At 60.6% G+C, this 22,143-nt stretch carries 15 protein-coding genes; 10 read left to right on the forward strand and 5 right to left on the reverse strand.

Translation table 11 applies throughout. The features are described 5' to 3' along the window. The first annotated feature begins 165 nt into the window (after positions 1-165). Entirely contained in the window at positions 166-1,608 is a 1,443-nt protein-coding gene (locus QF043_RS06885; RefSeq protein ID WP_307417945.1) for an NCS1 family nucleobase:cation symporter-1, read from the forward strand. On the opposite strand, the gene QF043_RS06890 is transcribed toward QF043_RS06885, so the two are convergent. Beyond that, entirely contained in the window at positions 1,520-2,719 is a 1,200-nt protein-coding gene (locus QF043_RS06890; protein WP_307417946.1) for an MFS transporter, read from the reverse strand. The genes QF043_RS06885 and QF043_RS06890 overlap by 89 nt on opposite strands. 103 nt (positions 2,720-2,822) lie before the next feature. On the opposite strand from QF043_RS06890, the gene QF043_RS06895 reads away from it, so the two are divergent. Further along, complete coding sequence (locus QF043_RS06895; protein ID WP_056861481.1) at positions 2,823-3,716, forward strand: LysR family transcriptional regulator; 894 nt, start codon at positions 2,823-2,825, stop codon at positions 3,714-3,716. A 142-nt stretch (positions 3,717-3,858) separates the two neighbouring features. Further along, entirely contained in the window at positions 3,859-3,981 is a 123-nt protein-coding gene (locus QF043_RS06900) for a PA1414 family protein (protein ID WP_017134862.1), read from the forward strand. Positions 3,982-4,177: 196 nt separating this feature from the next. Here QF043_RS06900 and QF043_RS06905 read toward each other — a convergent pair whose 3' ends face one another. Genes QF043_RS06905 through speB form a run of 4 tightly spaced genes read right to left on the reverse strand, consistent with a single transcriptional unit; the run spans position 4,178 to position 8,639 of the window. Then, on the reverse strand, positions 4,178-5,560 hold the full coding sequence (locus tag QF043_RS06905; protein WP_307417947.1) for a sodium:solute symporter: 1,383 nt from the start codon (positions 5,558-5,560) through the stop codon (positions 4,178-4,180). A gap of 29 nt (positions 5,561-5,589) precedes the next feature. Continuing rightward, the gene (locus QF043_RS06910) at positions 5,590-7,248 is read right to left on the reverse strand and encodes a cytosine permease (protein ID WP_307417949.1); all 1,659 of its coding nucleotides are present in this window, start codon (positions 7,246-7,248) and stop codon (positions 5,590-5,592) included. A gap of 21 nt (positions 7,249-7,269) precedes the next feature. Continuing rightward, the gene (locus QF043_RS06915) at positions 7,270-7,689 is read right to left on the reverse strand and encodes a nuclear transport factor 2 family protein (protein ID WP_307417950.1); all 420 of its coding nucleotides are present in this window, start codon (positions 7,687-7,689) and stop codon (positions 7,270-7,272) included. Next, positions 7,689-8,639 carry an agmatinase gene (gene speB, locus QF043_RS06920; RefSeq protein ID WP_056861477.1) on the reverse strand — a complete coding sequence of 317 codons (951 nt, stop codon included), beginning with the start codon at positions 8,637-8,639 and terminating at the stop codon, positions 7,689-7,691. The genes QF043_RS06915 and speB overlap by 1 nt, the downstream gene beginning before the upstream one ends. A 230-nt stretch (positions 8,640-8,869) precedes the next feature. On the opposite strand from speB, the gene QF043_RS06925 reads away from it, so the two are divergent. The 7 genes from QF043_RS06925 (at position 8,870) to mazG (ending at position 22,125) form a co-directional block, all read left to right on the forward strand. Continuing rightward, positions 8,870-9,763: a LysR family transcriptional regulator gene (locus tag QF043_RS06925; RefSeq protein WP_017134867.1), complete on the forward strand. Its 894-nt coding sequence runs from the start codon at positions 8,870-8,872 to the stop codon at positions 9,761-9,763. A 6-nt stretch (positions 9,764-9,769) separates the two neighbouring features. Then, positions 9,770-10,369 carry a tRNA-uridine aminocarboxypropyltransferase gene (locus QF043_RS06930; protein WP_307417951.1) on the forward strand — a complete coding sequence of 200 codons (600 nt, stop codon included), beginning with the start codon at positions 9,770-9,772 and terminating at the stop codon, positions 10,367-10,369. Between the two features lie 165 nt (positions 10,370-10,534). Further along, positions 10,535-16,372 (forward strand): NEL-type E3 ubiquitin ligase domain-containing protein, encoded by a 5,838-nt coding sequence (locus QF043_RS06935; RefSeq protein ID WP_307417952.1) that lies wholly within the window; start codon positions 10,535-10,537, stop codon positions 16,370-16,372. Between the two features lie 107 nt (positions 16,373-16,479). After that, positions 16,480-17,382, forward strand: coding sequence for a cysteine synthase CysM (gene cysM / locus QF043_RS06940; RefSeq protein WP_138814445.1), 903 nt, complete (start codon positions 16,480-16,482; stop codon positions 17,380-17,382). Then, positions 17,382-18,734, forward strand: a complete 1,353-nt coding sequence (gene rlmD, locus QF043_RS06945; RefSeq protein ID WP_307417953.1) for a 23S rRNA (uracil(1939)-C(5))-methyltransferase RlmD — start codon at positions 17,382-17,384, stop codon at positions 18,732-18,734. Before cysM ends, rlmD begins: the two co-directional genes overlap by 1 nt. A gap of 152 nt (positions 18,735-18,886) precedes the next feature. Then, entirely contained in the window at positions 18,887-21,130 is a 2,244-nt protein-coding gene (relA, locus tag QF043_RS06950) for a GTP diphosphokinase (protein WP_017134872.1), read from the forward strand. 161 nt (positions 21,131-21,291) lie between these two features. After that, positions 21,292-22,125 (forward strand): nucleoside triphosphate pyrophosphohydrolase, encoded by an 834-nt coding sequence (gene mazG, locus QF043_RS06955; protein ID WP_056861472.1) that lies wholly within the window; start codon positions 21,292-21,294, stop codon positions 22,123-22,125. Positions 22,126-22,143 lie beyond the last annotated feature (18 nt).

A 22,143-nucleotide genomic window follows, 5' to 3' on the forward strand; every position in this document is an offset into this window, starting at 1 on the left:
CACAACCCCCGCCTATAGGCCCTTACCAACGCCTTTGGAACGCCGTTTTAGCGAGATTGTGTGCCATTGGCACGCATTCTGCTGAATGCCTCGTATACAAACCACGCCGCCTCCCGTATGCACACCGTTACGGCAGCGCAGGCCGGTATTTCGAGGAGCCAAGCGATGACCGAACAATTGCCCAAAGGCTACAGCCCGCGCCTGTACAACCAGGACCTCGGGCCGCTGCCGCAAAAGTGGACCTGGTACAACATTTTCGCCTTCTGGATGAGCGACGTGCACAGCGTCGGCGGTTACGTGTTCGCCGCCAGCCTGTTTGCCCTTGGGCTGGCCAGTTGGCAGGTGTTGATCGCTTTGCTCGCCGGCATTTGCATCGTGCAATTGATTGCCAACCTGGTGGCCAAGCCGAGCCAGCAAGCGGCGGTGCCATACCCGGTCATCTGCCGGCTGGCATTTGGCGTGTTTGGGGCGAATATTCCGGCGGTGATTCGCGGTTTGATCGCCGTGGCCTGGTACGGGATCCAGACGTACCTGGCGTCGAGTGCCTTGATTATCGTAGTGCTGCGCTTTTTCCCACAGATGGCGGTGTATGCAGAGCCGCACTTTGCGGGCCTGTCCTACCTGGGCTGGTTTGGCTTCCTCAGCTTATGGACATTGCAGGCAGCCGTATTCTGGGCGGGCATGGAGTCCATCCGCCGCTTTATCGACTGGGCCGGGCCAGTGGTTTATGCGGTGATGTTTGCCCTGGCCGGCTGGATCGTGTGGAAGGCAGGTTGGGCGAACATCAGTTTCACCCTGGCGGAAAAATCCTTGTCGGGCTGGCAGGCGTTTGGCCAAGTGATTGTGGCGACGGCGCTGGTGGTGTCGTACTTCTCCGGGCCTACGCTCAATTTCGGCGATTTCAGCCGCTATTGCCGCAGCATGCACGACGTGCGACGCGGCAATTTCTGGGGGCTGCCGGTTAACTTCCTGGCGTTCTCGCTGGTGACCGTCGTCATCGTTTCGGGCACCTTGCCGGTGTTTGGCGAAATGTTGCATGACCCCATCGCCACGGTTTCACGCATCGACAACAGCATGGCCGTGCTGCTCGGCGCCTTTGCCTTCGTGACCGCCACAATTGGCATCAACATTGTCGCCAACTTCGTGTCACCGGCGTTTGATTTCGCCAACGTCGCGCCGAGCAAAATCAGTTGGCGCGCCGGTGGGATGATCGCCGCCGTGGCCTCGATCTTTATCACGCCGTGGAACCTGTTCAACAACCCGCTGATGATCCACTACACCCTGGATATCCTCGCCGCGTTTATCGGGCCGCTGTTCGGGATTTTGATCGTGGATTTCTACCTGATCAAAAAGCAGAAAATCGACGTGGATGCCCTGTTCGACGACAGCCCGAGCGGGCGTTATTACTACGACGGCGGCGTGAACTGGACAGCCGTCAAAGCCTTGGTGCCGGCGACGCTGGTGGGCGTCGCGATCACCTTCACGCCCGCGTTGCAGGGCATGGCCAATTTCGCCTGGTTCACCGGGTGTTTCCTGGGAGGGCTGTTTTTCCTGGTACTGGCACGGCGTGCGCAGGTTCGGGCGCCAACGTCGCTGGTTGCCGGTTGACCAACACCGCACCTGCCACCACCAAGCCGCAACCGGCAATGATCAAGGCCGGTTGCAGGCCACCGCTCACGTGGCTGCTCACCGAGGCCAGTAATGGGCCGCACAATTGGCCGATAGCAAAACTGGCGGTGAGCAGCCCGGTGCTGCGCTGGTAGCCGTGGGGCGCCACCTCGCGCAAACGCGCCATCACCAGTTGCATGCACGCCAGGAACGGCGCACCACACAGCAACACACCCAGCGCCAGGCCCCAGCCATTGCCCAGCAGGCAGGCGAATACCCCGGCCGCTTGCAGCCACAAGGTCGTCATCAACCACCTGCGAGTGGTGTTCGGGTCCTTGCGACGCAGGCTCGCCACCACTACACCCAGCGCCGCCGCCAAGCCAAAGCACGGCCAGAACAGGTCGGCTTGCCAGGCGCCTTTGAACTGCGCGCTGGCCATCTGCGACAAGAAGGTTGCAGGGATGATGTAGCCCAAGCCGTACAAGAAGTAAATCCAGCCCAGGTGCGCGATGCTGGCGTTGCTGCCCGCGCGGGTGGCATGGGCCACCGTCACGGTCGGTTTCGGTAAAAAGGGCAGGATGGCCAGTAACATCACCAATGCCACCACGCCATACACCAGCCACAAGGTCGCAGAGTCTTCGCCCAGTAGATTGGAGCCCAGTGCCAGCAACCCGGTCAGCAGAATCCCCAAGCCCGGCCCGGCAAACACCAAGGCCCCCAAACGTGGACGCCCGGCGGCGATCGCCAGCGGCTGGCTCAGACTCGTGATCATCACCAGCGCCCAGGCGCTCGCCACGCCGGTGCCAAAGCGCAGCAGCAAATGCGGCCAGAACCCATGCGCCCAGTACGACCCCAGGGTCAGCAGCACGCACAGCCACAGCCCGCCATACAAACGCGCTTTTATGTGGTGATGGCTGCGGGCGAAGATCGAGTCCACCGCGCCGACGAAATAGCCCAGGTAGTTGGCGGCGGCAATCAGGCCGGCGCCAGTCATGTCAATCTGCCCCTCGCTGAGCAAATGCGGCATCTGCGGGGTGAGGGCGAAGCGCCCAATGCCCATGGCCATCATCAGGGCGATAAAGCTGGCGGTTAAGCGAATCAGCGGTGACATGTGCAGGTTTCCTACGGGGTAGCGAATGACCGTAGGCTAAAGTGGATTGACTTTCTGTAAAAATGAATAATAGTGAGTAACTTGTTCAGTTTTGGAGAAAGGTATGGAGTTCAGTCAATTGCGCATCTTCCAGGCCGTGGCGGAAGAGGGCTCCATCACCCGCGCGGCTGAGCGCCTGCATCGCGTGCCCTCGAACCTGTCGACACGGCTCAAGCAGATGGAGGAGCAACTTGGCGTCGAGCTGTTCGTGCGCGAACGCCAGCGCTTGCAGCTTTCTCCTGCGGGCAAAGTACTGCTGGACTACAGCACCCGTCTGCTGGCGCTGCATGATGAAGCCCACGGAGCGGTGCAAGGAGGGCAGCCGGCGGGCGATTTTGTGCTGGGCAGCATGTACAGCACGGCCGCCGTGCATTTGCCCAAATTGCTGGCGCGCTATCACAAGGCCTATCCGATGGTGAACCTCCAGGTGCAATCGGCGCCCAGCGGCGAGTTGCTAGAGGGCTTGATCACCGGGCGTCTGGACGCGGCCTTTGTGGATGGCCCGATAACGATCGCGACGCTGGACGGCGTGCCCCTGTGCGAAGAGCGCCTGGTGATCATTTGCGAGGCGGATCACCCGCCCGTGCGTGGTCCCCAGGATGTCGCCGGCCGTTCGGTGTTCACCTTCCGACGCAGTTGCGCCTACCGCGCGCGCCTGGAAACCTGGTTTTCCCACGAGCGTGTGGCCATGGGGCGCGCCATCGAGATTGAGTCTTACCAAGGCATGCTCGCCTGCGTGATCGCCGGTTCCGGCGTGGCATTGATGTCAGAATCGATGCTCGACAGCCTGCCAGGCAAGGACAGCGTGTCCGTTCATCCGTTGACCGGGCCTTTTGCCACTGCCACCACCTGGTTGATGTGGCGCAAGGGCATGCTCGGCGCTAACCTCAATGCATGGATCGATCTGCAACAAGAGGGCAAGGCCGATTTCCTGCAAGACACGCGCGCGATTGCTTGAACGATCCGTCAGGATTCGGATCAATCCTGTAATAGTTCGTTGTGGTTTCGTTCAAGCATTACGTAAGACTTAGAGCTACTATCACTGTAGGAAAAGGCGACAGAACTCCCGCCTAGCCGCATTACCCTCAAAGGGGGCAACCATGAAAGAGAAAATTCAAAACTGGCTCCACGACCTCGGCGTTGCGCTGGGCCTGATTGAACCGCCACTGCAGCCGATACCGATTCGCACAGATGACGAGCAGCGTCGTCCGCGTCGCCGCTAAGCGCTGGTCGCAGCAGGTTTTATAATGTGGGAGCGGGCTTGCCCGCGATAGCGGTGTATCAGTCGATAAATACTTGACTGACACACCGCTATCGCGGGCAAGCCCGCTCCCACAGTTGTTTTGTGCAAGGTAAAAAAACGGGCGCGACATCCGACGTCGCGCCCGCTGAAGAAACCGCTCTAAATCCTGTTACCTGTCAAATGGCCCTGGCCACCGAAGCCTCTGGCCGGGGTGACAACAAGCTCACCACTACAAAACTCACCAGCCCAACCGCCAGGCTGTAGTAGATCGGCGTGTTTGCGTCCAGGCCGTCCTTGAACATAAACACCAGCGCCGTCACAAAGCCCAAGGTCATAGAGGCAATGGCGCCGGAGGTGGTGGCGCGTTTCCAGAAAATCGCGCCCATCAGCGGGATCAGCATGCCGCCCACCAACAGGTTGTAGGCCAGGGTCAGGGCGCTGATCACGTCGTTGACCACCAGCGCGATACCCAGTACGGCGATACCGGTGAGCATCGTAAACAGACGGTTGATGTTCAGGCTCGATTGCTTGCCGCCGCGCAGGCGTGGCAACAGGTCTTCGGTCAATACAGTGGACGCGGCGAGCAGGCCGGCGCTGGCGGTGGACATCATCGCGGCCAGTGCGGCGGCGATCACCAGGCCGCGAATGCCGTCGGGCAGCGAGGCTTTGACGATGGCGGCGAAGGCGTTGTTGACGTTTTCCAGGTTCGGCAGCAGCACATGCGCGGCCATGCCGATCAGGGCGCAGGCCAGGCCGTAGAGGATGCAGTAGAAACCGGCGAACGTGCCTGCGTACTGGGCGACCTTTTCGTCACGGGCGGTGAACACGCGTTGCCAGATGTCCTGGCCGATCAGGATGCCGAAGAAGTAGATCATGAAGTAGGTGATGATCGTGTCCCAGCCGATTTCGGTGAAGCTGAAGTTCGACGCCGGCAGCTTCGCCACCAGTTGATCCCAGCCGCCGACGCGGTACAGGCAGATCGGCAGCAGGATAAACATCAGGCCGACGGTCTTGATCACGAATTGCACGATGTCGGTCAGGGTCAGCGACCACATGCCGCCGATGGTCGAGTACACCACCACCACGCCACCGCCGAGCAGCACCGACACCCAGAACGGCAGGCCGAACAGCACTTGCAGCACGGTGCCGATGGCCAGGATCGAGGTCACGCCGATCATCAGCGCGTAGGCCAGCATAATCACCGCACTCGCTTGGCGGGCCATGGGGTTGTAGCGTTTTTCCAGCACCTGGGTGACGGTGAAAATCTTCAACTTGAGCAGCGGCTTGGCCAGAAACAGGTTCAGCGCAATGATCCCCGCGCCCAGTGCGGCGCACAGCCAGAAGCCGGAAATGCCATGCACATAACCCAGGCGCACGGTGCCGACGGTGGATGCACCGCCCAATACCGTGGCGGCCATGGTACCCATGTACAGCGACGGGCCCAGGTTACGACCGGCCACCAAATAGTCTTCGTGGGTCTTGGCGCGACGCATGCCGTAATAGCCGAGCACGAGCATGCCGGCGGCGTAGATGAGTACGACGAATAAATCCAAAGCCATGACGGCGAGTCTCCGATTATTTTTTTTGGCTATTGAGAAGCTTTCTGCTGGAAGGGCGCTTGCTGTGGCGAGGTAGCTTGCTGTGGCGAGGGCGCTTGCTGTGGCGAGGGAGCTTGCTCCCGTTCGACAGCGAAGCTGGAGCCGGCTTTTTGGGAGCAGCTCCGCACCCCAGCGGGAGCAAGCACCCCAGCGGGAGCAAGCATCCCAGCGGGAGCAAGCTCCCTCGCCACAACGGCCGGGCCATAAACCGCAGCCGGTTCGGGAAACACACGAAGCAAGGTCAGGTACACCACCGACGCCAGCCCCAGTGTCACTGGCAGGCTGATATCAATGCCCTCGGCCAGGTTGCCCAGCGGCCCGACAAATTGCCCCGGCAGGTTGACGAAGCACAGGCCCACCACTGCGCTCGGGATCCAGGCGCCCAGGCCGCGCCAGTTCCAGCCGTGGCTGAACCAGTAGCGCCCGCCGGTTTCACCGCGAGTGAACACCTGCAAGTCGTCCGGGCAGTAGAAGCCGCGGCGCACGATCAGGCCGATGATCATCATCACCATCCATGGCGTGGTGCAGGTGATGATCAGCACAGCGAAGGTCGATACGCTCTGCACCAGGTTGGCGGCGAAACGTCCGATAAAGATGAAGGCAATCGACATCACCCCGATCAGCAACGTGGCCTTGACCCGCGACAGCAAGCGCGGGAACACGCTGGACATGTCCAGCCCGGTGCCATACAGCGAGGTGGTGCCGGTAGACATGCCGCCGATCACCGCGATCAGGCACACCGGCAGGAAGAACCAGCTCGGTGATACGGCCAGCAAACCGCCGACATAGTTGTTGGCCGCGATGTAGTCCGGCGCCTTGATCGCCACGATGGTCGCGGTGGCCAGGCCGAACAGGAATGGAATCAAGGTAGCGATCTGCGCCAGCACCACCGCCAGCATGATGCGCATTTTCGGCGTTTCACGCGGGATGTAGCGCGACCAGTCACCCAGGAACGCGCCGAAGGAAATCGGGTTGCTCATGGCCACCAGTGCCGAGCCGATGAAGGCCGCCCAGAAGCCAGCCTGGCCCAAGGCGACGCTGCCGGCGAAATGGCTGTCGAACGCCGGTGCGAACGCGAAGATGCCCAGCAGAAACAGCAGGCTCGCCGCCCACACCGCAATGCGGTTGACCCACAGCATGAAGCGAAAGCCGTAGATGCACACGGTCAGTACCAGCAGGGCAAACAGGCCGTAAGCCAAACCCAGCGTCAGGTCGGTTTCCGGCAGGCCAACCAGACGTTTCGCACCACCGACCAGCGCATCACCCGAACTCCACACCGACAGTGAGAAGAAGGCAATCGCCGTCAGCAGCGACAGAAACGAGCCGACAATGCGCCCATGCACACCAAAGTGCGCACCGGAGGAAGACACGGCGTTGTTGGTGCCATTGATCGGCCCGAACAGGCCCATGGGCGCCAGGATCAGCGCGCCCACCAGCACCCCCAGCACAATCGCCCAGACGCCGGCCTGGAACGACAAGCCGAACAGCACCGGAAACGAGCCCAGTACGGCGGTGGCAAAGGTATTGGCACCGCCGAAGATCAGGCGAAACAGATCCTTGGGCCCGGCGGTACGTTCGTGGTCCGGGATCTGTTCGACCCCGTTGGTTTCTATTTTGCGAATACTGTTTTCGTTGTTTTTATTATTCATGATCAGCTCCGATCACATTGGCTAAGGGGGCGGCAGCCCTTCCGGCATAGCGGACAAATGTTCGTGACAGGCCAGCCACAGGCCTTGTTGTTCTAGGTGAGACGCTTGCCGTTTGAAGACAATGGTCTCGCGCTCCTGGCTAAAAAATTGCTCCCCGTTCATGCGCAGCTCGGTGGCCACGTCATGAATAAAAATCGCCACGTCACCTTGCAGGCTGATCACGGCATTGCTTGAGCTGCAGGACAGCACCTCAAACCCCTCGTCCGCGCGCCAGCTGTCCCACAACGCCTGGTAGGCATCGCGATTGAGCAGTGGCTGGGGCAGGGTGTAGAACACGAAGCTGGCATCGGCCGTGAACGCGCCAAAGTAAGCCTCGCGGTCGTTCGCGGCGAAAGCCGCCACCAGCTTGGCGGCGGCTTTCAATACCTCATGGGCGCTCATCAGCGGTGCGCCACGCCGGGCAGTACGCAGAGCATCTCGTACAACAGGTTGGCGCCGAGCAGCGAGGTGTTACCGGTGGTGTCGTAAGGCGGCGAAACTTCTACCAGATCGCAACCAACCAGGTCGAGGCCCTGGCAACCACGGATGATCTCGATCGCCTGGATAGTGGTCAGCCCGCCGATTTCCGGGGTGCCGGTGCCGGGCGCCCAGGCTGGGTCAATGCCGTCGATATCAAAGCTCAGGTACACCGGGCCGCCGCCGACTTTTTCCCGCACTTCGGCCATCAGCGGTGCGAGGGAGTGGTGCCAGCATTCTTCAGCCTGGACCACACGGAAGCCCTGTTTGCGGCTCCAGTTGAAGTCTTCGGCGGTGTAGCCCTGGGCGCGCAGGCCAATCTGTACGACGCGGTCGCAATCGAGCAAACCCTCTTCCACCGCGCGGCGGAAAGTGGTGCCGTGGGCGATTTTCTCACCGAACATATGGTCGTTGACGTCAGCGTGGGCATCGATGTGCACCAGCCCGACCTTGCCGTGCTTTTTGTGGATGGCGCGCAGGATCGGCAGGGTGATGGTGTGGTCACCGCCCAGGGTCATCGGGATCACGTCGTGCTCAAGGATCTCGTCGTAGGCTTCTTCGATGATGCGCACGGCGTCGAGCAGGTTGAAGGTGTTGATCGCCACATCGCCAATGTCGGCAACCGACAGTGAGTCGAACGGTGCGGCGCCGGTGGCCATGTTGTAAGGGCGGATCATCACCGATTCGGCGCGGATTTCACGCGGCCCGAAGCGGGTGCCGGCGCGCAGCGAGGTGCCGATATCCAGCGGCACACCGACAAAAGCAGCGTCCAGGCCCTTGGCTGTTTGCAGGTGGGGAAGTCGCATCATGGTGGCGATGCCGGCGAAGCGCGGCATTTCGTTGCCGCCCAGTGGTTGGTGGAAAATCTTGTCCACGGGAGTGCCTCATCGTTGTTTTGTTTATTAGCGGCCGATTCTGCGAAAAGCCCGTGGCGGGAAGAATCGGCAGAGGCAAATACTTAGTTCAGATTTTTCTAAACTAATGCTTGGGTTAAACTCGGCCACAAATGTGGGAGCTGGCTTGCCTGCGATGGCGGCGTTGAATTCACTGGTGCTATCGCAGGCAAGCCAGCTCCCACAGGATTTTTGTGTTCCGCGGAGAACAAATGGCCAACGCCTTGCCCGACCTGAAACTCCTGCGCATCTTCGTCAGCGTCGTGCGGCACCAGGGTTTTGCCAATGCCCAGCACGAACTCAACCTGTCGACGTCGGCCATCAGCACCTACATGAGCCAACTCGAATCGGCCTTGGGCCTGGTGCTGTGCCATCGCGGCCGGGGCGGTTTCAGCCTGACCAGCAAGGGCGAGCTGTTCCATCAGGAAACCTTGCGTCTTTTAGGTGAGCTCGAAGGCTTCGAGCAATACGCCGCCGCCCTCAAAGGCGAACTGCGCGGCACGCTCAAGCTGGGCGTGCTGGACTCCACCGTCAGCGACAAGGCCTTGCCATTCGCCGAAGTGATCGGTGCCTACAGCCTCGAACACCCGGCCGTGCATCTGCATCTGTCGGTGATGAGCCCTTACGAGCTGCAACTGGGCGTGCAGGACAACCGCCTGGACCTGGCCATCGGCGCGTTCTCCAACCGCATGAGCGGGCTGATCTACATGCCGCTCTACCGCGAACAGCACTGGTTGTATTGCAGTACACGCCACCCGTTGTTCAACGAACGGCGCATCCCCGAGCAGGTGATCACCCAGCAGCGCATGGTCGGCCGAGGCTATTGGAGCCAGGCCGAACTGGCGCGGCATGGTTTCAAACACAGTGCGGCCACCGTGGAAAGTATGGAAGCCCAGTTGATCCTGGTGCTGTCCGGTGCCTACATCGGTTACCTGCCCGAGCACTACGCCCAGGCCTGGGCCGACAAGGGCGACCTGCGCGTCTTGCTGCCGGCAACCTTCGGCTACCAGGCGCCGTTCTCGATGATCATGCGCCGTGGTCGCAGCCGCGAACCGCTGATCCAGACTTTCCGCGATCTGCTCAAAGCCCAGCTCAACCAGGCCTGATAAACCATGTCCAGACCCCAATGCCCTCGCTGCCTGCGGCCCGCCACTCACTGTCTGTGCGCGCTGATCCCCAGCCTCGACAGCCGTACCCGCATTTTGCTGTTGCAGCACCCGAGTGAGGTCAATCACGCGCTCAATACCGCGCGGTTGGCGGCACTGGGCTTGAACAATGCGCAGTTGGTGGTGGGCGAGGTGTTTGACGACCTGGCCACGCTATTGAGCCCGGCGGGTTATCAGGCACGCCTGCTGTTCCCGGCGGACGATGCTGAGCCGTTGCAAACCTACACGCCGAGCGCTCAACCGCTGTTACTGGTGGTGCCCGATGGCACTTGGCGCAAGGCGCGCAAGCTGCTGCACCTCAACCCGCTGTTGGCGGCTTTGCCGCGCGTGACCCTGGCGGGCGAACGCGTCTCGCGTTATCGGTTGCGCAAGGCACCCGGCCCAGGGGCGTTGTCGACGGTGGAAGCGATCGTGCAAGCGTTGCAGGTACTCGAAGCCCCGGCTTCATTCGATGCGTTGCTCAAGCCTTTCGATGCATTGATCGAAGGCCAGATTGCGGCGATGGGGGAGGCGGTCTACCAGCGTAATCACGTAGAGGCTACATAGCTACCGCCCGGCGTAAGCGCCATTGAATAGGCTCGTCATTTATCACACTCCCCGAGGGGAAACATGACAGAGCCTGACGTGACACCCCCAGCCCCAGATACGTTATCTGCGTATATCGAGGAACAACAAGCGCTAGGGCCGCTGATGTCTGGCGCCGAGTGGTCCATGACGCGCGTCCTGATGCCTTTGCGAAAGACCCTCGAGCGCTTTTACGGCTGCCTCGATGTGCAACAGCAACAAGACTACGTCCGTTTGCAAAAGGCCTGCATCCGCGCACAAACCACTTTCGAAGCGGCCATTGATCAACTCGGTGCCGAGCTTGAAGCCACCTCGTTGTCGACGCTGACGGCAGCGCTGAAAAAACTCGCCGGTAAAGAGGTCGACCCCAAGGTCGCCCGTATCCATACCCGTTACGTGAAACCGGCTGATACATCGACGCCAAACAACCCGCCTCTGAGGCTTCCCCGCGCTGCGGATGACCGCGTAGACAGCCCGGGGCTGTCCAGCGTCACGCTGTGGGAGGCCGCGTGCATGAACTACAGCGGTTTGTCGGGTTGGGGTTTTCCGGGGCATGTCAGCCTGAAGGAGGCCAGCTACCTGGATTCGAATGTCGGAATCAGCGCGGGGGATTTTATCGACTTGGTGCGCGACCTCAATCTTGGCGCCCTGTTGCGCAAGCGCCTCGATAGCGCGCTGCAGAGCTCCACGCTATTGGGTGGGCAGGTAATGGCGCTGGCAACCGCGGAGCTTGAATTCGCGCTGATAGAGGCCTTGAGGACTACTGAACTAAGCCGCGTTGACCGGGAAAAGTACCAGGCTGTGGTGAGTGCGTTGTCAGGGGAGTCGCCTTGGGAGGCCACTGAAGAAGTGAAAATGTTCATTCCCCATGGCCCGAACAATACCAACGGGACCGTTCGGTATGGCCTGCTTGGCGTCTACACGGACCCGCCAAGAGGCGACTACCTGAGCATTCCCTATGTGATTTTTTCCGTCAAAGGCTGCAAAGGTGCATTCAGCTATTTCCCCAACCGGCCTGGAGGTGCCTTCAGGCACTACGACAAATTTTCGGAGGCGGCCGAAGAGTTTTACGTCGGCTTCAAGGCGTTTCATGCGCGAAAGGAAATGGGGTGGTTGTATCAGTCCATGTCGTTGTCAGACTACGCGCGCTTGAGCGCCAGGCCAGCGAAAGAGAGCCGGCCGGAGGAGCTCAATGCATTTGCGCAGTTCTTGCACCGGTTGTTCGGGCGTGCACGCGAGCTTACCCAGGTCAACAACATCGGCTACAGGCGCGAGAGCGTTAACAACGCACCTACCGTCAGCCTCTATCGTTTTTACATCGAGCGTTGCCGAGCCAACCTCAAGGTATTGGCGCATGAAACGCCGGGCATCATGGCCACCTTGCTTGAGTTTTCCCAGACGCTGTTCGGTGAAATCATCAAGCTGCTGTTGATCGCGGTGCCAGGGCCTTTGAAAGGTCTGGGGCGGTTGAGAGCGTTCGCCATGTTCACTTCAATAGGGCAGACACTTTTCCAGGGGCTGCAGAAGGATGGCCGTGGCGACTTGGTGCAAGCGGCGATGGATGTCGCTGACTTGCTCAGCAGCAGGTTCCTGCACGCACGTTTGGCCCCGACTGTCAGGCGCCGGCATCAAGCGTTGTATGAGCGGCTGGCCCAGCAAAGCAAACCGCTGACCGCCGCCGAGCGCGAGCGCCAGACTGACGGCCAACTGCTGGAAAAAATGCTGGGCGCTACAGATGTGCCGCCACAAAAGCTGGAGCGGATCGTCACCCTCAGCAACAGCTCGAGAGCCGACCTGGACCAGGTCTGGGATGGCGCACCGCCCTCGGCATCGCTGGTTGAGGCGGTGCATCGGTTTAACGTCGACCAACTGATCGACTGGGCAGCCCAGGGGGCCGACGCCAGACGTCCCGAGGCGGTGGGGGCCGTTGAGATTCTCGCTCCGCTGCTCACCCAGCATAAGGATTGGCCGAAAAGCACTGCCTTGAGCATTCAAAATCCGCAAGGTGTGCAAGTGCGGCGCTACAGCAAACGAGCGGATCATAAGACCAGGGCGGTGGTCACGGTAACCGCGTTGGAAGGCGATCTGTTTGCTCATTCAACGCCACGACGGATTACCCTGAGTTTGCCTCAGGCCATTATCGATTTGCTCCCCGAGGTTTTTTTATCGGGCGAGTCGACGTTGGCCGAACAACTGGCCGGCAAGGCCGACGCGTTGCGATTGGATCTGTTTGAGGCGCTCACGGAATATGCCAATGCCAGTCGCTCTACGGCCCCGACCGTGTCTCAGTCAGTGCTTCGATTACTGCCTGACAGTGTGGCCGACGATACCCCTGCGCACGCGGTGATCGAGCAGCTTCACAGATTGCACCCGCGATTGAGCCGCGCACGCTTGCTGGAGGTAGTGCGCCAACACCCGTTGTCGGAACATCAGCAGACGCAACTCCTGCACTCGCAATTTCAACCCGAAGCGCTTTACACCGCGCTACGCTCTGCCGGTCAGAGGGCACGCGCAGAAGCCATGGTTGACGGCGTACTCCATCCTCGGCGCTTCAGTCAAAAAACTCAGGGCTGGGCCACGGAGTTTGCCGCCGGGGCACTGCGTGACCTGACCGGCCAGGTACTGGTCATCAGCCCTCAAGCGCAAGCGATACCTTATGTTTCGCGAGGACCGCTGGACAAAACCATTGTCGTGATCGACCACGGGCGCGGACAGTTCTCACTGTATGACGCTCAATCGCCCAACCCAAGGGCGACCGAAACCAATGATTTATACCAAACGGTCGTGAGCCAGATTTCTGAAAACGACCTGCTACGGTTGAAGTGGGACGCGCAGAGCGCCGCCTCTCAGTTCCGTCACGCAGTGGCCCGGACCTTGCTCAACCACCTTAGGCCCGATGGCAGGTTTTATCCGTCACGCCGTGAGATCGGGCGATACGCCAGCGTGGTCGAGACGTCAAATATTGTGCCCGAGCCTGACGCGCTCGGCCTCTACAGCCTGGGTGCCGATCGCTACCTGTTTATCGACGGCGAGTATTTCAAGGTCGCCCAGGAGCAGGGGCTTGGCCCCTGGCGTATTCAGCACCCGTCCCTGGAACTTGCCTATGCGCCGGTGCTGACTCACAACGGCGCGGGCGCCTGGCGGCATGAATGGGAGAACCCGCTGACCTGGGACGGGCAGAAACCGTTTCAGCGTCTCGGGCCTTGGGTGCGTGAATTGACGCCGGATGCCATCGTGCAGGTCCAGCAGATCAGTGGCGTGACGCCGGCCATCCTGCGCCGGGTGCATGTGCGTAACGAGCGCCCCCCGGTCATCCTGCGCGAGACGGTTGAGCGTTTCACGATTCATCAGCGGGTCAAATCGGGTGTTGAGGTCGGGCGGGACTTTTACGACGAGCTGCTCGGTGAGGTCGGGCCTGAGGCTGCCGACGCATTGGCCGGGGTGACGGGGGCGTCTCGTGCCGATCAAGTCGCGCTGCTGGAATCCAGGGTGATCAAGGACAAGCCACAGATGGAGCGGCTTTTTTTCAAGGCGTTGTGTCATAAGAGTGAGCAGTCGTCCGAGCCTTTGGCGCAGGTGCTGCAGCGTGATTTTCCCAGCGTGTCTGCGACAGTTGCCGAGAGCCTGACGCGTCAAGCCTCGGCTGATGAGAGGCAGAGCCTGGAGGCCGGCCGCGTACCCTTGAGCCTTACGCCTTATATCCGCTGGTATCTCAAAGCGTTGCGCAGAGCCAGGGCTGTGGAGGGTGTGTATCTGCCAGCGGCGATGAATGAAGACAGTGCGAAGTTAATCCTGCACACATTGCCGGATATATCCGGGTGGCCCTCCCATTTGCGGGTTGAGGTGTGGGAGCGCGCAGTGCTGATCGACAGTATCGGCCCCACCGCTGGGCCTCTCAAACGCGTACTGGAGCCAGTGGCGGGTCATTACCAGGCGTATATCCCACAAACGGATGGCAGTCGGCAACCAGTGGGAGTGCCTGGGCATCTCCTGCCTGTTCTGTTAGGCGCGCTGCCGGCCCTGGAACGTCAGGCATTTGGCTACACCCATGCGTCCGGCGTCGAAGAGCTGGTGCAGGAAATTGGTCAGCGCTTGGGAGGCAATGAGGTATTGGCGGACAACGTGCTCAACATTGGCTGGCCCACTTGGCACAACCCACCCAGGCGCGTGGCCGACGGGCGAGTGGGTTATCCGCTGAGCGGCGAGGGCAGGTCAGGCGGCGTGAACCGTGGACAAGTAGCCCGGTTTCGCCAGTTATTTCCGACAAAGTCCGATACCGAGGCCGCCGAGATACTCCAGGACGTGAGTGATTCCTTCCAGGAGCGCGAGGACTTAATCACTTATTTGTTCAAGGAACAAGACACCTTGAAGGCCCGCCTTGAGCGTTGGTGTTTGTTGGGCGAACCCGCGAACCTGAAGGCGCAACTTGAAGCCTCCGAGCGCATTCTGAAGTGCTGGCGCAAAGAAGACTCTCCTCGAGGTGTGCCATTCGAGTTGTACCTCGACGGCTTGTCTCTCAACGGCCTGCCCGAGTTGAGTGCGCATTTTGGCCATGTGGTGAAATTGAGTGTCAGGAACAATCAGCTGCAAGATTTGCCGGCCAAATTCCTGCGGTGTTTCCCCGCGTTGCGTGTGCTTCAGCTTGACGGTAACCGGCTGAATAATTTGCCGCGAGGTTTGGGGCAACTGATGTATCTGCATCGACTTACGTTGTCCCATAACCGTATCAAACCCAATATTTCGGATGTCATGAGTCTTCAGGAATTGACCGGCTTGACGGTACTCGATCTGTCCTACAATCCGATCGGGTTTGGCCAAAGGTTAAAGTTGTATCCCCTCAAACTGCTCAGACAACTGATACTCAGAGATGCCAGGCTTGATGTGCTGCCCCTGGGTGCAGTGACGCTCGAACAACTGCGCACCTTCGACCTGCGCGATAACCGATTCGGGGTCTTGACCGATGCTGATCTCTACATCAATGAAAACGTGCTGCGCGCGATGAACCTGCATGGCAATGCTCTTTCTCAGGCCAGCTTGCGGCTGCTCAGCCAATATCGGACGCGGCCGGGTTATCAGAATATTGATTTTGGCCTGTGGCACGACGGTGCCTTGCCGCTCCCTTCGATTGAACGTTGGCTGACGTCGGTCCCTTTGAATCAAGTGGCTTTGTGGCGGGCTGAGTGGGCGTTGTTGGTGGGTGAGCAGATGGCAGATCGTTTTTTTAATTTGTTGTGGAACCTGTCTTCGCATCCGCTGTTGATTGCGCCGGAGCATCAAGCCCTGCGCCAGGACGTTACGCAGCGAGTCTGGCAGGTGATTGAAGGTGCAAATCACAACCGGGACTTGCAGCAGATCCTTTTTCGGACGCCCTTGAATTACATGAACGGTGGTATTGATGGCTGGTTGTTGTGCCTCAATGACATCGAACTGGCGATGCTGCCGGTGAAGATGCTGGCTGGAAACGTTGACGTCGCAGGCGCGGATTTTGTGAATTATTTTCGGGCTCTGCGCAGGATGAGCTCCATCGCCTATCACCTGTTACGGGAATTTGCGCAGTTATCCGCTCCAGAGCTCTGCATGCAGATCCTGGCGTATCGGATCGCATTGGCCTCCAGCCTGGACTTGCCTCTGGCATTGCCCGGGCGGTTTGACGCGGCTATGGCAGTACCCAATGCCAGGTCCGTGAATGAACTGCGTCAACGTATTATGCGTGAGGAGCTGCCCCTCAATGAGCCTGAGCGACTCGCAAGTGAGGAGTATTGGGTGGGGTTTCTGAAGCATAAGTATCCGCAGCGTTTTGACGCAGCGCTCAAGCCATACCAGCTTGCGTTGGAGAAGGCGGACGAAAAAGTGGGAACTGGCAGCATGAGCGAAGATGCGTACAACAACTACGCAAAAAGCCTTGTTGTGCCGGCGAGCAACGCCGAGGCTGACTTGATTAGAGAATTGACCCTCGAGGAATGGACCGCTTTCGTGAACGGGTAACTCACTTCTTATGCCTTTAAGCCATAAGCACCGCACTTTGCGTGATATGGCCCGCCGGCCTTTCCCGGTATGATGTTCGCCCCCGCAGTCTGGATTGCGAATACGCCATGACCTTGCAGTACCCTACAATCGCCGATTGCGTCGGCAACACACCCCTGGTCCGCTTGCAACGCATGGCGGGTGAAACCAGCAATACCCTGTTGCTCAAGCTCGAAGGCAACAACCCGGCCGGTTCCGTCAAGGACCGCCCTGCGTTGTCGATGATCACCCGCGCCGAGTTGCGCGGGCAGATCAAGCCCGGTGACACCCTGATCGAAGCCACCTCGGGTAACACCGGTATCGCCCTGGCCATGGCCGCGGCGATCAAGGGTTACAAGATGGTGCTGATCATGCCCGACAACGGCAGTGCCGAGCGCAAGGCGGCGATGACCGCCTATGGCGCCCAACTTATCCTGGTCACCCAGGAAGAGGGCATGGAAGGTGCGCGCGACCTCGCCGAGCGCATGGCCGCCGAAGGCCGTGGCGTGGTGCTGGACCAGTTCGCCAACGGCGATAACCCCGAGGCGCATTACACCAGCACCGGCCCGGAAATCTGGCGCCAGACCAACGGCTCCATCACCCATTTCGTCAGCTCCATGGGCACCACCGGCACCATCATGGGCAATTCGCGCTACCTCAAGGAGCAGAACCCGGCGATCCAGATCGTCGGCCTGCAACCGATGGAAGGCGCGGCCATTCCCGGTATCCGTCGTTGGCCTGAAGAGTACCTGCCGAAGATCTACAACGCGACGCGTGTAGACCGCATCATCGACATGGCCCAGCGTGAAGCCGAAGACACCACTCGCCGTCTGGCGCGCGAAGAAGGCATTTTCTGCGGCGTGTCCTCCGGTGGCGCTGTGGCCGGTATGTTGCGCTTGTCCAAAGAAGTTGAAAACGCGGTGATCGTCGCGATCATCTGTGACCGAGGCGACCGCTACCTGTCGACCGGCATCTTCGACGAACCCAACTGATGGCCAAGCACGAGAGAGGCCTGCGCTTTCAGCCGACGGGCGGCAGCCGCGCCCCGCAGATTCCGGTGGGCAAGAAACAACGCCTGACCATCGAGCGCCTGGCCAACGATGGCCGCGGCATTGTGTTTTTTGAAGGCCGCACCTGGTTCGTCAATGGCGCGCTCGCCGGCGAAGAAGTCGAAGCGCGGGTGTTGGGCGCCCACGGAAAAATCGTCGAGGCCCGCACCGAGCGTGTGTTCAAGGCCAGCGAGCTGCGTCGCCCGGCACCGTGCGCGCACTTCGGCCGCTGCGGCGGTTGCAGCGTGCAGCACTTGCCCCATGACGAACAACTTGCCCTGAAACAGCGCATGCTCGCCGAGCAACTGTCCCGCGTGGCCGGTGTCGAACCGCAAGAGTGGGCGGCACCGTTGAGCGGGCCGGAATTGGGCTACCGTCGCCGCGCCCGTGTGGCCGTGCGCTGGGATGCCCGGGCCAAACAGCTTGAGGTGGGTTTTCGCGCGGTGGCCAGCCAGGATATCGTCGCCATTGATGATTGCCCGGTGCTGGTACAAGCCTTGCAACCGATCATGCAGCGTTTGCCGAACATGCTGCGCCGCCTGAGCAAGCCTCAGGCGTTGGGGCATGTGGAGTTGTTCAGTGGTTCGTCGATTGCCGTATTGCTGCGGCATATGGCGCCGTTGTCCGAAGCGGACCTGCAGGTATTGAACGAATTTTGCACCTTCCATCAAGCCCAGTTGTGGCTGCATGGCGAGGGCCAGCCGGAGCCGGTAGAACCGGGTCAGGCGCTTGGTTTTAGACTGGCGGCGTGGGATCTGGAACTGGCTTACCGTCCGGGAGATTTTGTCCAGGTCAACGCAGGCGTCAACGATGCGATGGTTGCCCAGGCCCTGAAATGGTTGGCGCCACAGCTCGAAGATCGGGTGCTGGACCTGTTTTGCGGGCTGGGCAACTTTGCCCTGCCGCTGGCCAAACAGGTGCGCGAAGTGGTGGCGGTAGAAGGCGTGCAAGCCATGGTCGAGCGTGCGGCGCTGAACGCCCTCAGCAACAATTTGCATAATGTGCAGTTTTTTCAGGCCGATCTGTCCCAGCCTTTGAGCGACGCGGAATGGGCCAAACAGGGCTTTTCTGCGGTACTCTTGGACCCACCCCGTGACGGTGCCCTGGAGGTTGTGCGCAAGCTCGCCACCCTGGGAGCCAAGCGTCTGGTGTATGTGTCCTGCAACCCGGCCACGCTGGCGCGGGACACGGTTGAGTTGGTCAAGCAAGGCTACCGGCTAAAACGTGCCGGGATCCTCGACATGTTTCCGCAGACAGCGCATGTCGAGGCCATGGCGTTATTTGAAGCGGGCTAGGATGCCCGTTTAATCCGACTGGCCTGTCGTCTCCTGGGCCGTGACCTGTCAGGGAGTGGTACCTAGCCTAATGGTTGCACCGCTAGGGTTACGCAGCAGGTCAGCGATGATTTTTGGCGCATCCAAGGTGCGTCGTAGGGAAGGTAAGCAAGATGGTACAGGTGAGAGCACACCAGCCGATCAACACCGACGGCAGTATCAATCTCGAGGCATGGCTGGATCATGCCGTCAGTGTCGACCCGGCACTGGACCGTGAAGCCTTGAAAGCAGCCTGCGAGTTCGCTCGTGAGTCTGAACAGCAAGACAATGCGGCCAAGAACCTGTGGGCCGAAGGCACTTCAAGCTTTCGCACCGGGTTGGAAATCGCCGAGATCCTCGCCGATCTCAAGCTGGACCAGGATTCGCTGATCGCCGCCGTGCTATATCGCGGCGTGCGTGAAGGGCATATCCCGTTGCCGACGGTCAGCCAGCGTTTCGGCGCGGTGGTGGCCAAGCTGATCGACGGCGTGCTGCGCATGGCCGCCATCAGCGCCAGCCTCAGCCCGCGCCAGTCCATGGTGCTGGGCACTCAGGGCCAGGTCGAAAACCTGCGCAAAATGCTGGTGGCCATGGTCGACGACGTGCGCGTCGCGCTGATCAAGCTGGCCGAACGTACCTGCGCGATCCGTGCGGTCAAGACTGCCGATGACGAAAAGCGCAACCGCGTGGCCCGCGAGGTGTTCGACATCTATGCGCCGCTGGCGCACCGCCTGGGCATCGGCCATATCAAGTGGGAGCTGGAGGACTTGTCCTTCCGCTACCTCGAACCCGATCAATACAAACAGATTGCCACGCTGCTGCACGAGCGGCGGCTCGACCGCGAGCGCTTTATCACCGATGTGATGGGCCAGTTGCGTTCCGAGTTGCAGGCCACCGGCGTCGATGCCGACATCAGCGGCCGCGCCAAGCATATCTATTCCATCTGGCGCAAAATGCAGCGCAAGGGCCTGGCCTTCAGCCAGATCTACGACGTGCGCGCCGTGCGCGTGCTGGTGCCGGAAATGCGCGACTGCTACACCGCGCTGGGCATCGTGCACACCCTGTGGCGGCACATTCCCAAGGAGTTCGACGACTACATCGCCAACCCCAAGGAAAACGGCTATCGCTCGCTGCACACTGCAGTGATCGGTCCCGAGGGCAAGGTGCTGGAAGTGCAGATCCGCACCCACGCCATGCACGAGGAGGCGGAGCTTGGGGTTTGCGCGCACTGGCGTTACAAGGGCACCGACGTCAAAGCCGGGTCCAACCAGTACGAAGAGAAGATCTCCTGGCTGCGCCAAGTGCTGGAATGGCACGAAGAGCTGGGCGATATCGGCGGCCTGGCCGAACAGCTGCGGGTGGATATCGAGCCCGACCGGGTCTATATCTTCACCCCCGACGGCCATGCCATCGACCTGCCCAAGGGCGCCACGCCGTTGGACTTCGCCTACCGCGTGCACACCGAAATCGGCCACAACTGCCGGGGCGCCAAAATCAACGGGCGCATCGTGCCGCTCAACTACAGCCTGCAAACCGGTGAACAGGTCGAGATCATCACCAGCAAGCACGGTACGCCGAGCCGCGACTGGCTGAACCCGAACCTGGGCTACATCACCACGTCGCGGGCGCGGGCGAAGATCGTTCATTGGTTCAAATTGCAGGCGCGCGACCAGAACGTTGCAGCCGGCAAGACCTTGCTTGAACGCGAATTGGCGCGCCTGGGCCTGCCACAGGTGGACTTCGACAAGCTGGCCGAAAAAGCCAACATGAAGATCGCCGAAGACATGTTCGCCGCCCTCGGTGCTGGCGACTTGCGCCTGGCGCAATTGGTCAATCTGGCCCAGCAACTGGTCGAGCCGGAGCGCGGCAGCGAGCAGTTGGAACTGATTCCACGCAAAGCCACCGGCTACAAGCCCGGCAAGCGCGGCGATATCCAGATCCAGGGCGTGGGCAACCTGATGACGCAAATGGCCGGCTGCTGCCAGCCATTGCCGGGCGACGCCATCGTCGGCTACATCACCCAGGGGCGTGGCGTGAGCATTCACCGCCAGGATTGTGCCTCGGTGCTGCAACTGGGCGGGCGCGAACCCGAGCGCATCATCCAGGTCAGCTGGGGCCCGGTGCCGGTGCTCACGTATCCGGTGGACATCATCATCCGTGCCTACGACCGTTCCGGTTTGCTGCGTGACGTGTCGCAAGTGCTGCTCAACGAGCGCATCAACGTGCTGGCGGTCAACACCCGCTCGAACAAAGAGGACAACACCGCGTTGATGTCCCTGACCATCGAGATCCCGGGGTTGGACGCGCTGGGGCGGTTGCTGGGGCGGATTTCCCAGTTGCCGAATATCATCGAGACCCGGCGTAATCGCACGCCATGACACGGTTTGAAAACCTGTGTGGACTGCTTTGTGTGGGAGTCGGGCTTGCCCGCGATAGCCTCGCCTCGGTCTGTTTGATAGACCGAGGCGAGGCTATCGCAGGCAAGCCAGCTCCCACATTAGATCTTCAGTGGTTCCAGAAAATGGGCAGAGATTGACCGATGTATTCACTTGAAGACCTGCTGCACCTGATGAACCGCCTACGCGACCCGCAATACGGGTGCCCGTGGGACATCAAGCAAACCTACGCGACCATCGTGCCGCACACCCTTGAAGAAGCCTACGAAGTTGCCGATGCCATCGAGCGCGGCGACTTTGATCACTTGCAAGGCGAGTTGGGCGACCTGTTGTTCCAGGTGGTGTACTACAGCCAGTTGGCGCGGGAAGAAGGGCGCTTTGAATTTGCCGGCGTGATCGACAGCATCACGCGCAAGCTGATCCGTCGCCATCCCCACGTGTTCCCCACTGGTGACCTGTATGCGCCGCTGGATATTCCCCAGTTGAGCGAAGAGCAGGTTAAAGAACGCTGGGAGCAGATCAAGGCCGAGGAGCGCGCAGAAAAATCCGACGCACCCGAGCAACTGTCCCTGCTCGATGACGTACCCACGGCCCTGCCCGCATTATCCCGCGCCGCCAAATTGCAAAAGCGCGCCAGCCAGGTCGGTTTCGACTGGCCGTCTGCCTTGCCGGTGGTCGATAACGTGCGTGAAGAGCTGGATGAAGTGCTCGAAGCCATGGCCGATAACGACTCGGTGGCGATCGCTGATGAAGTCGGCGACCTGCTGTTTGCGGCGGTTAACCTGGCCCGTCACCTCAAGGTCGACCCGGAAACCGCGCTGCGTGGTGCCAACGCCAAGTTCGAGCGACGTTTCCGATTTATCGAACAGGCATTGCGCGACACGCACAAACCCATAGAAGATTGCACCCTCGAAGAGTTGGACGCCCTGTGGGGCGAAGCCAAACGCCAGGAAAAGAATGTGTCCAGCTGCGGTTGAGCAGTTGCCTAAGTGAGT

It is taken from the genome of Pseudomonas sp. W3I7 (assembly GCF_030816095.1).
Taxonomy (GTDB): Bacteria; Pseudomonadota; Gammaproteobacteria; order Pseudomonadales; family Pseudomonadaceae; genus Aquipseudomonas; species Aquipseudomonas salomonii.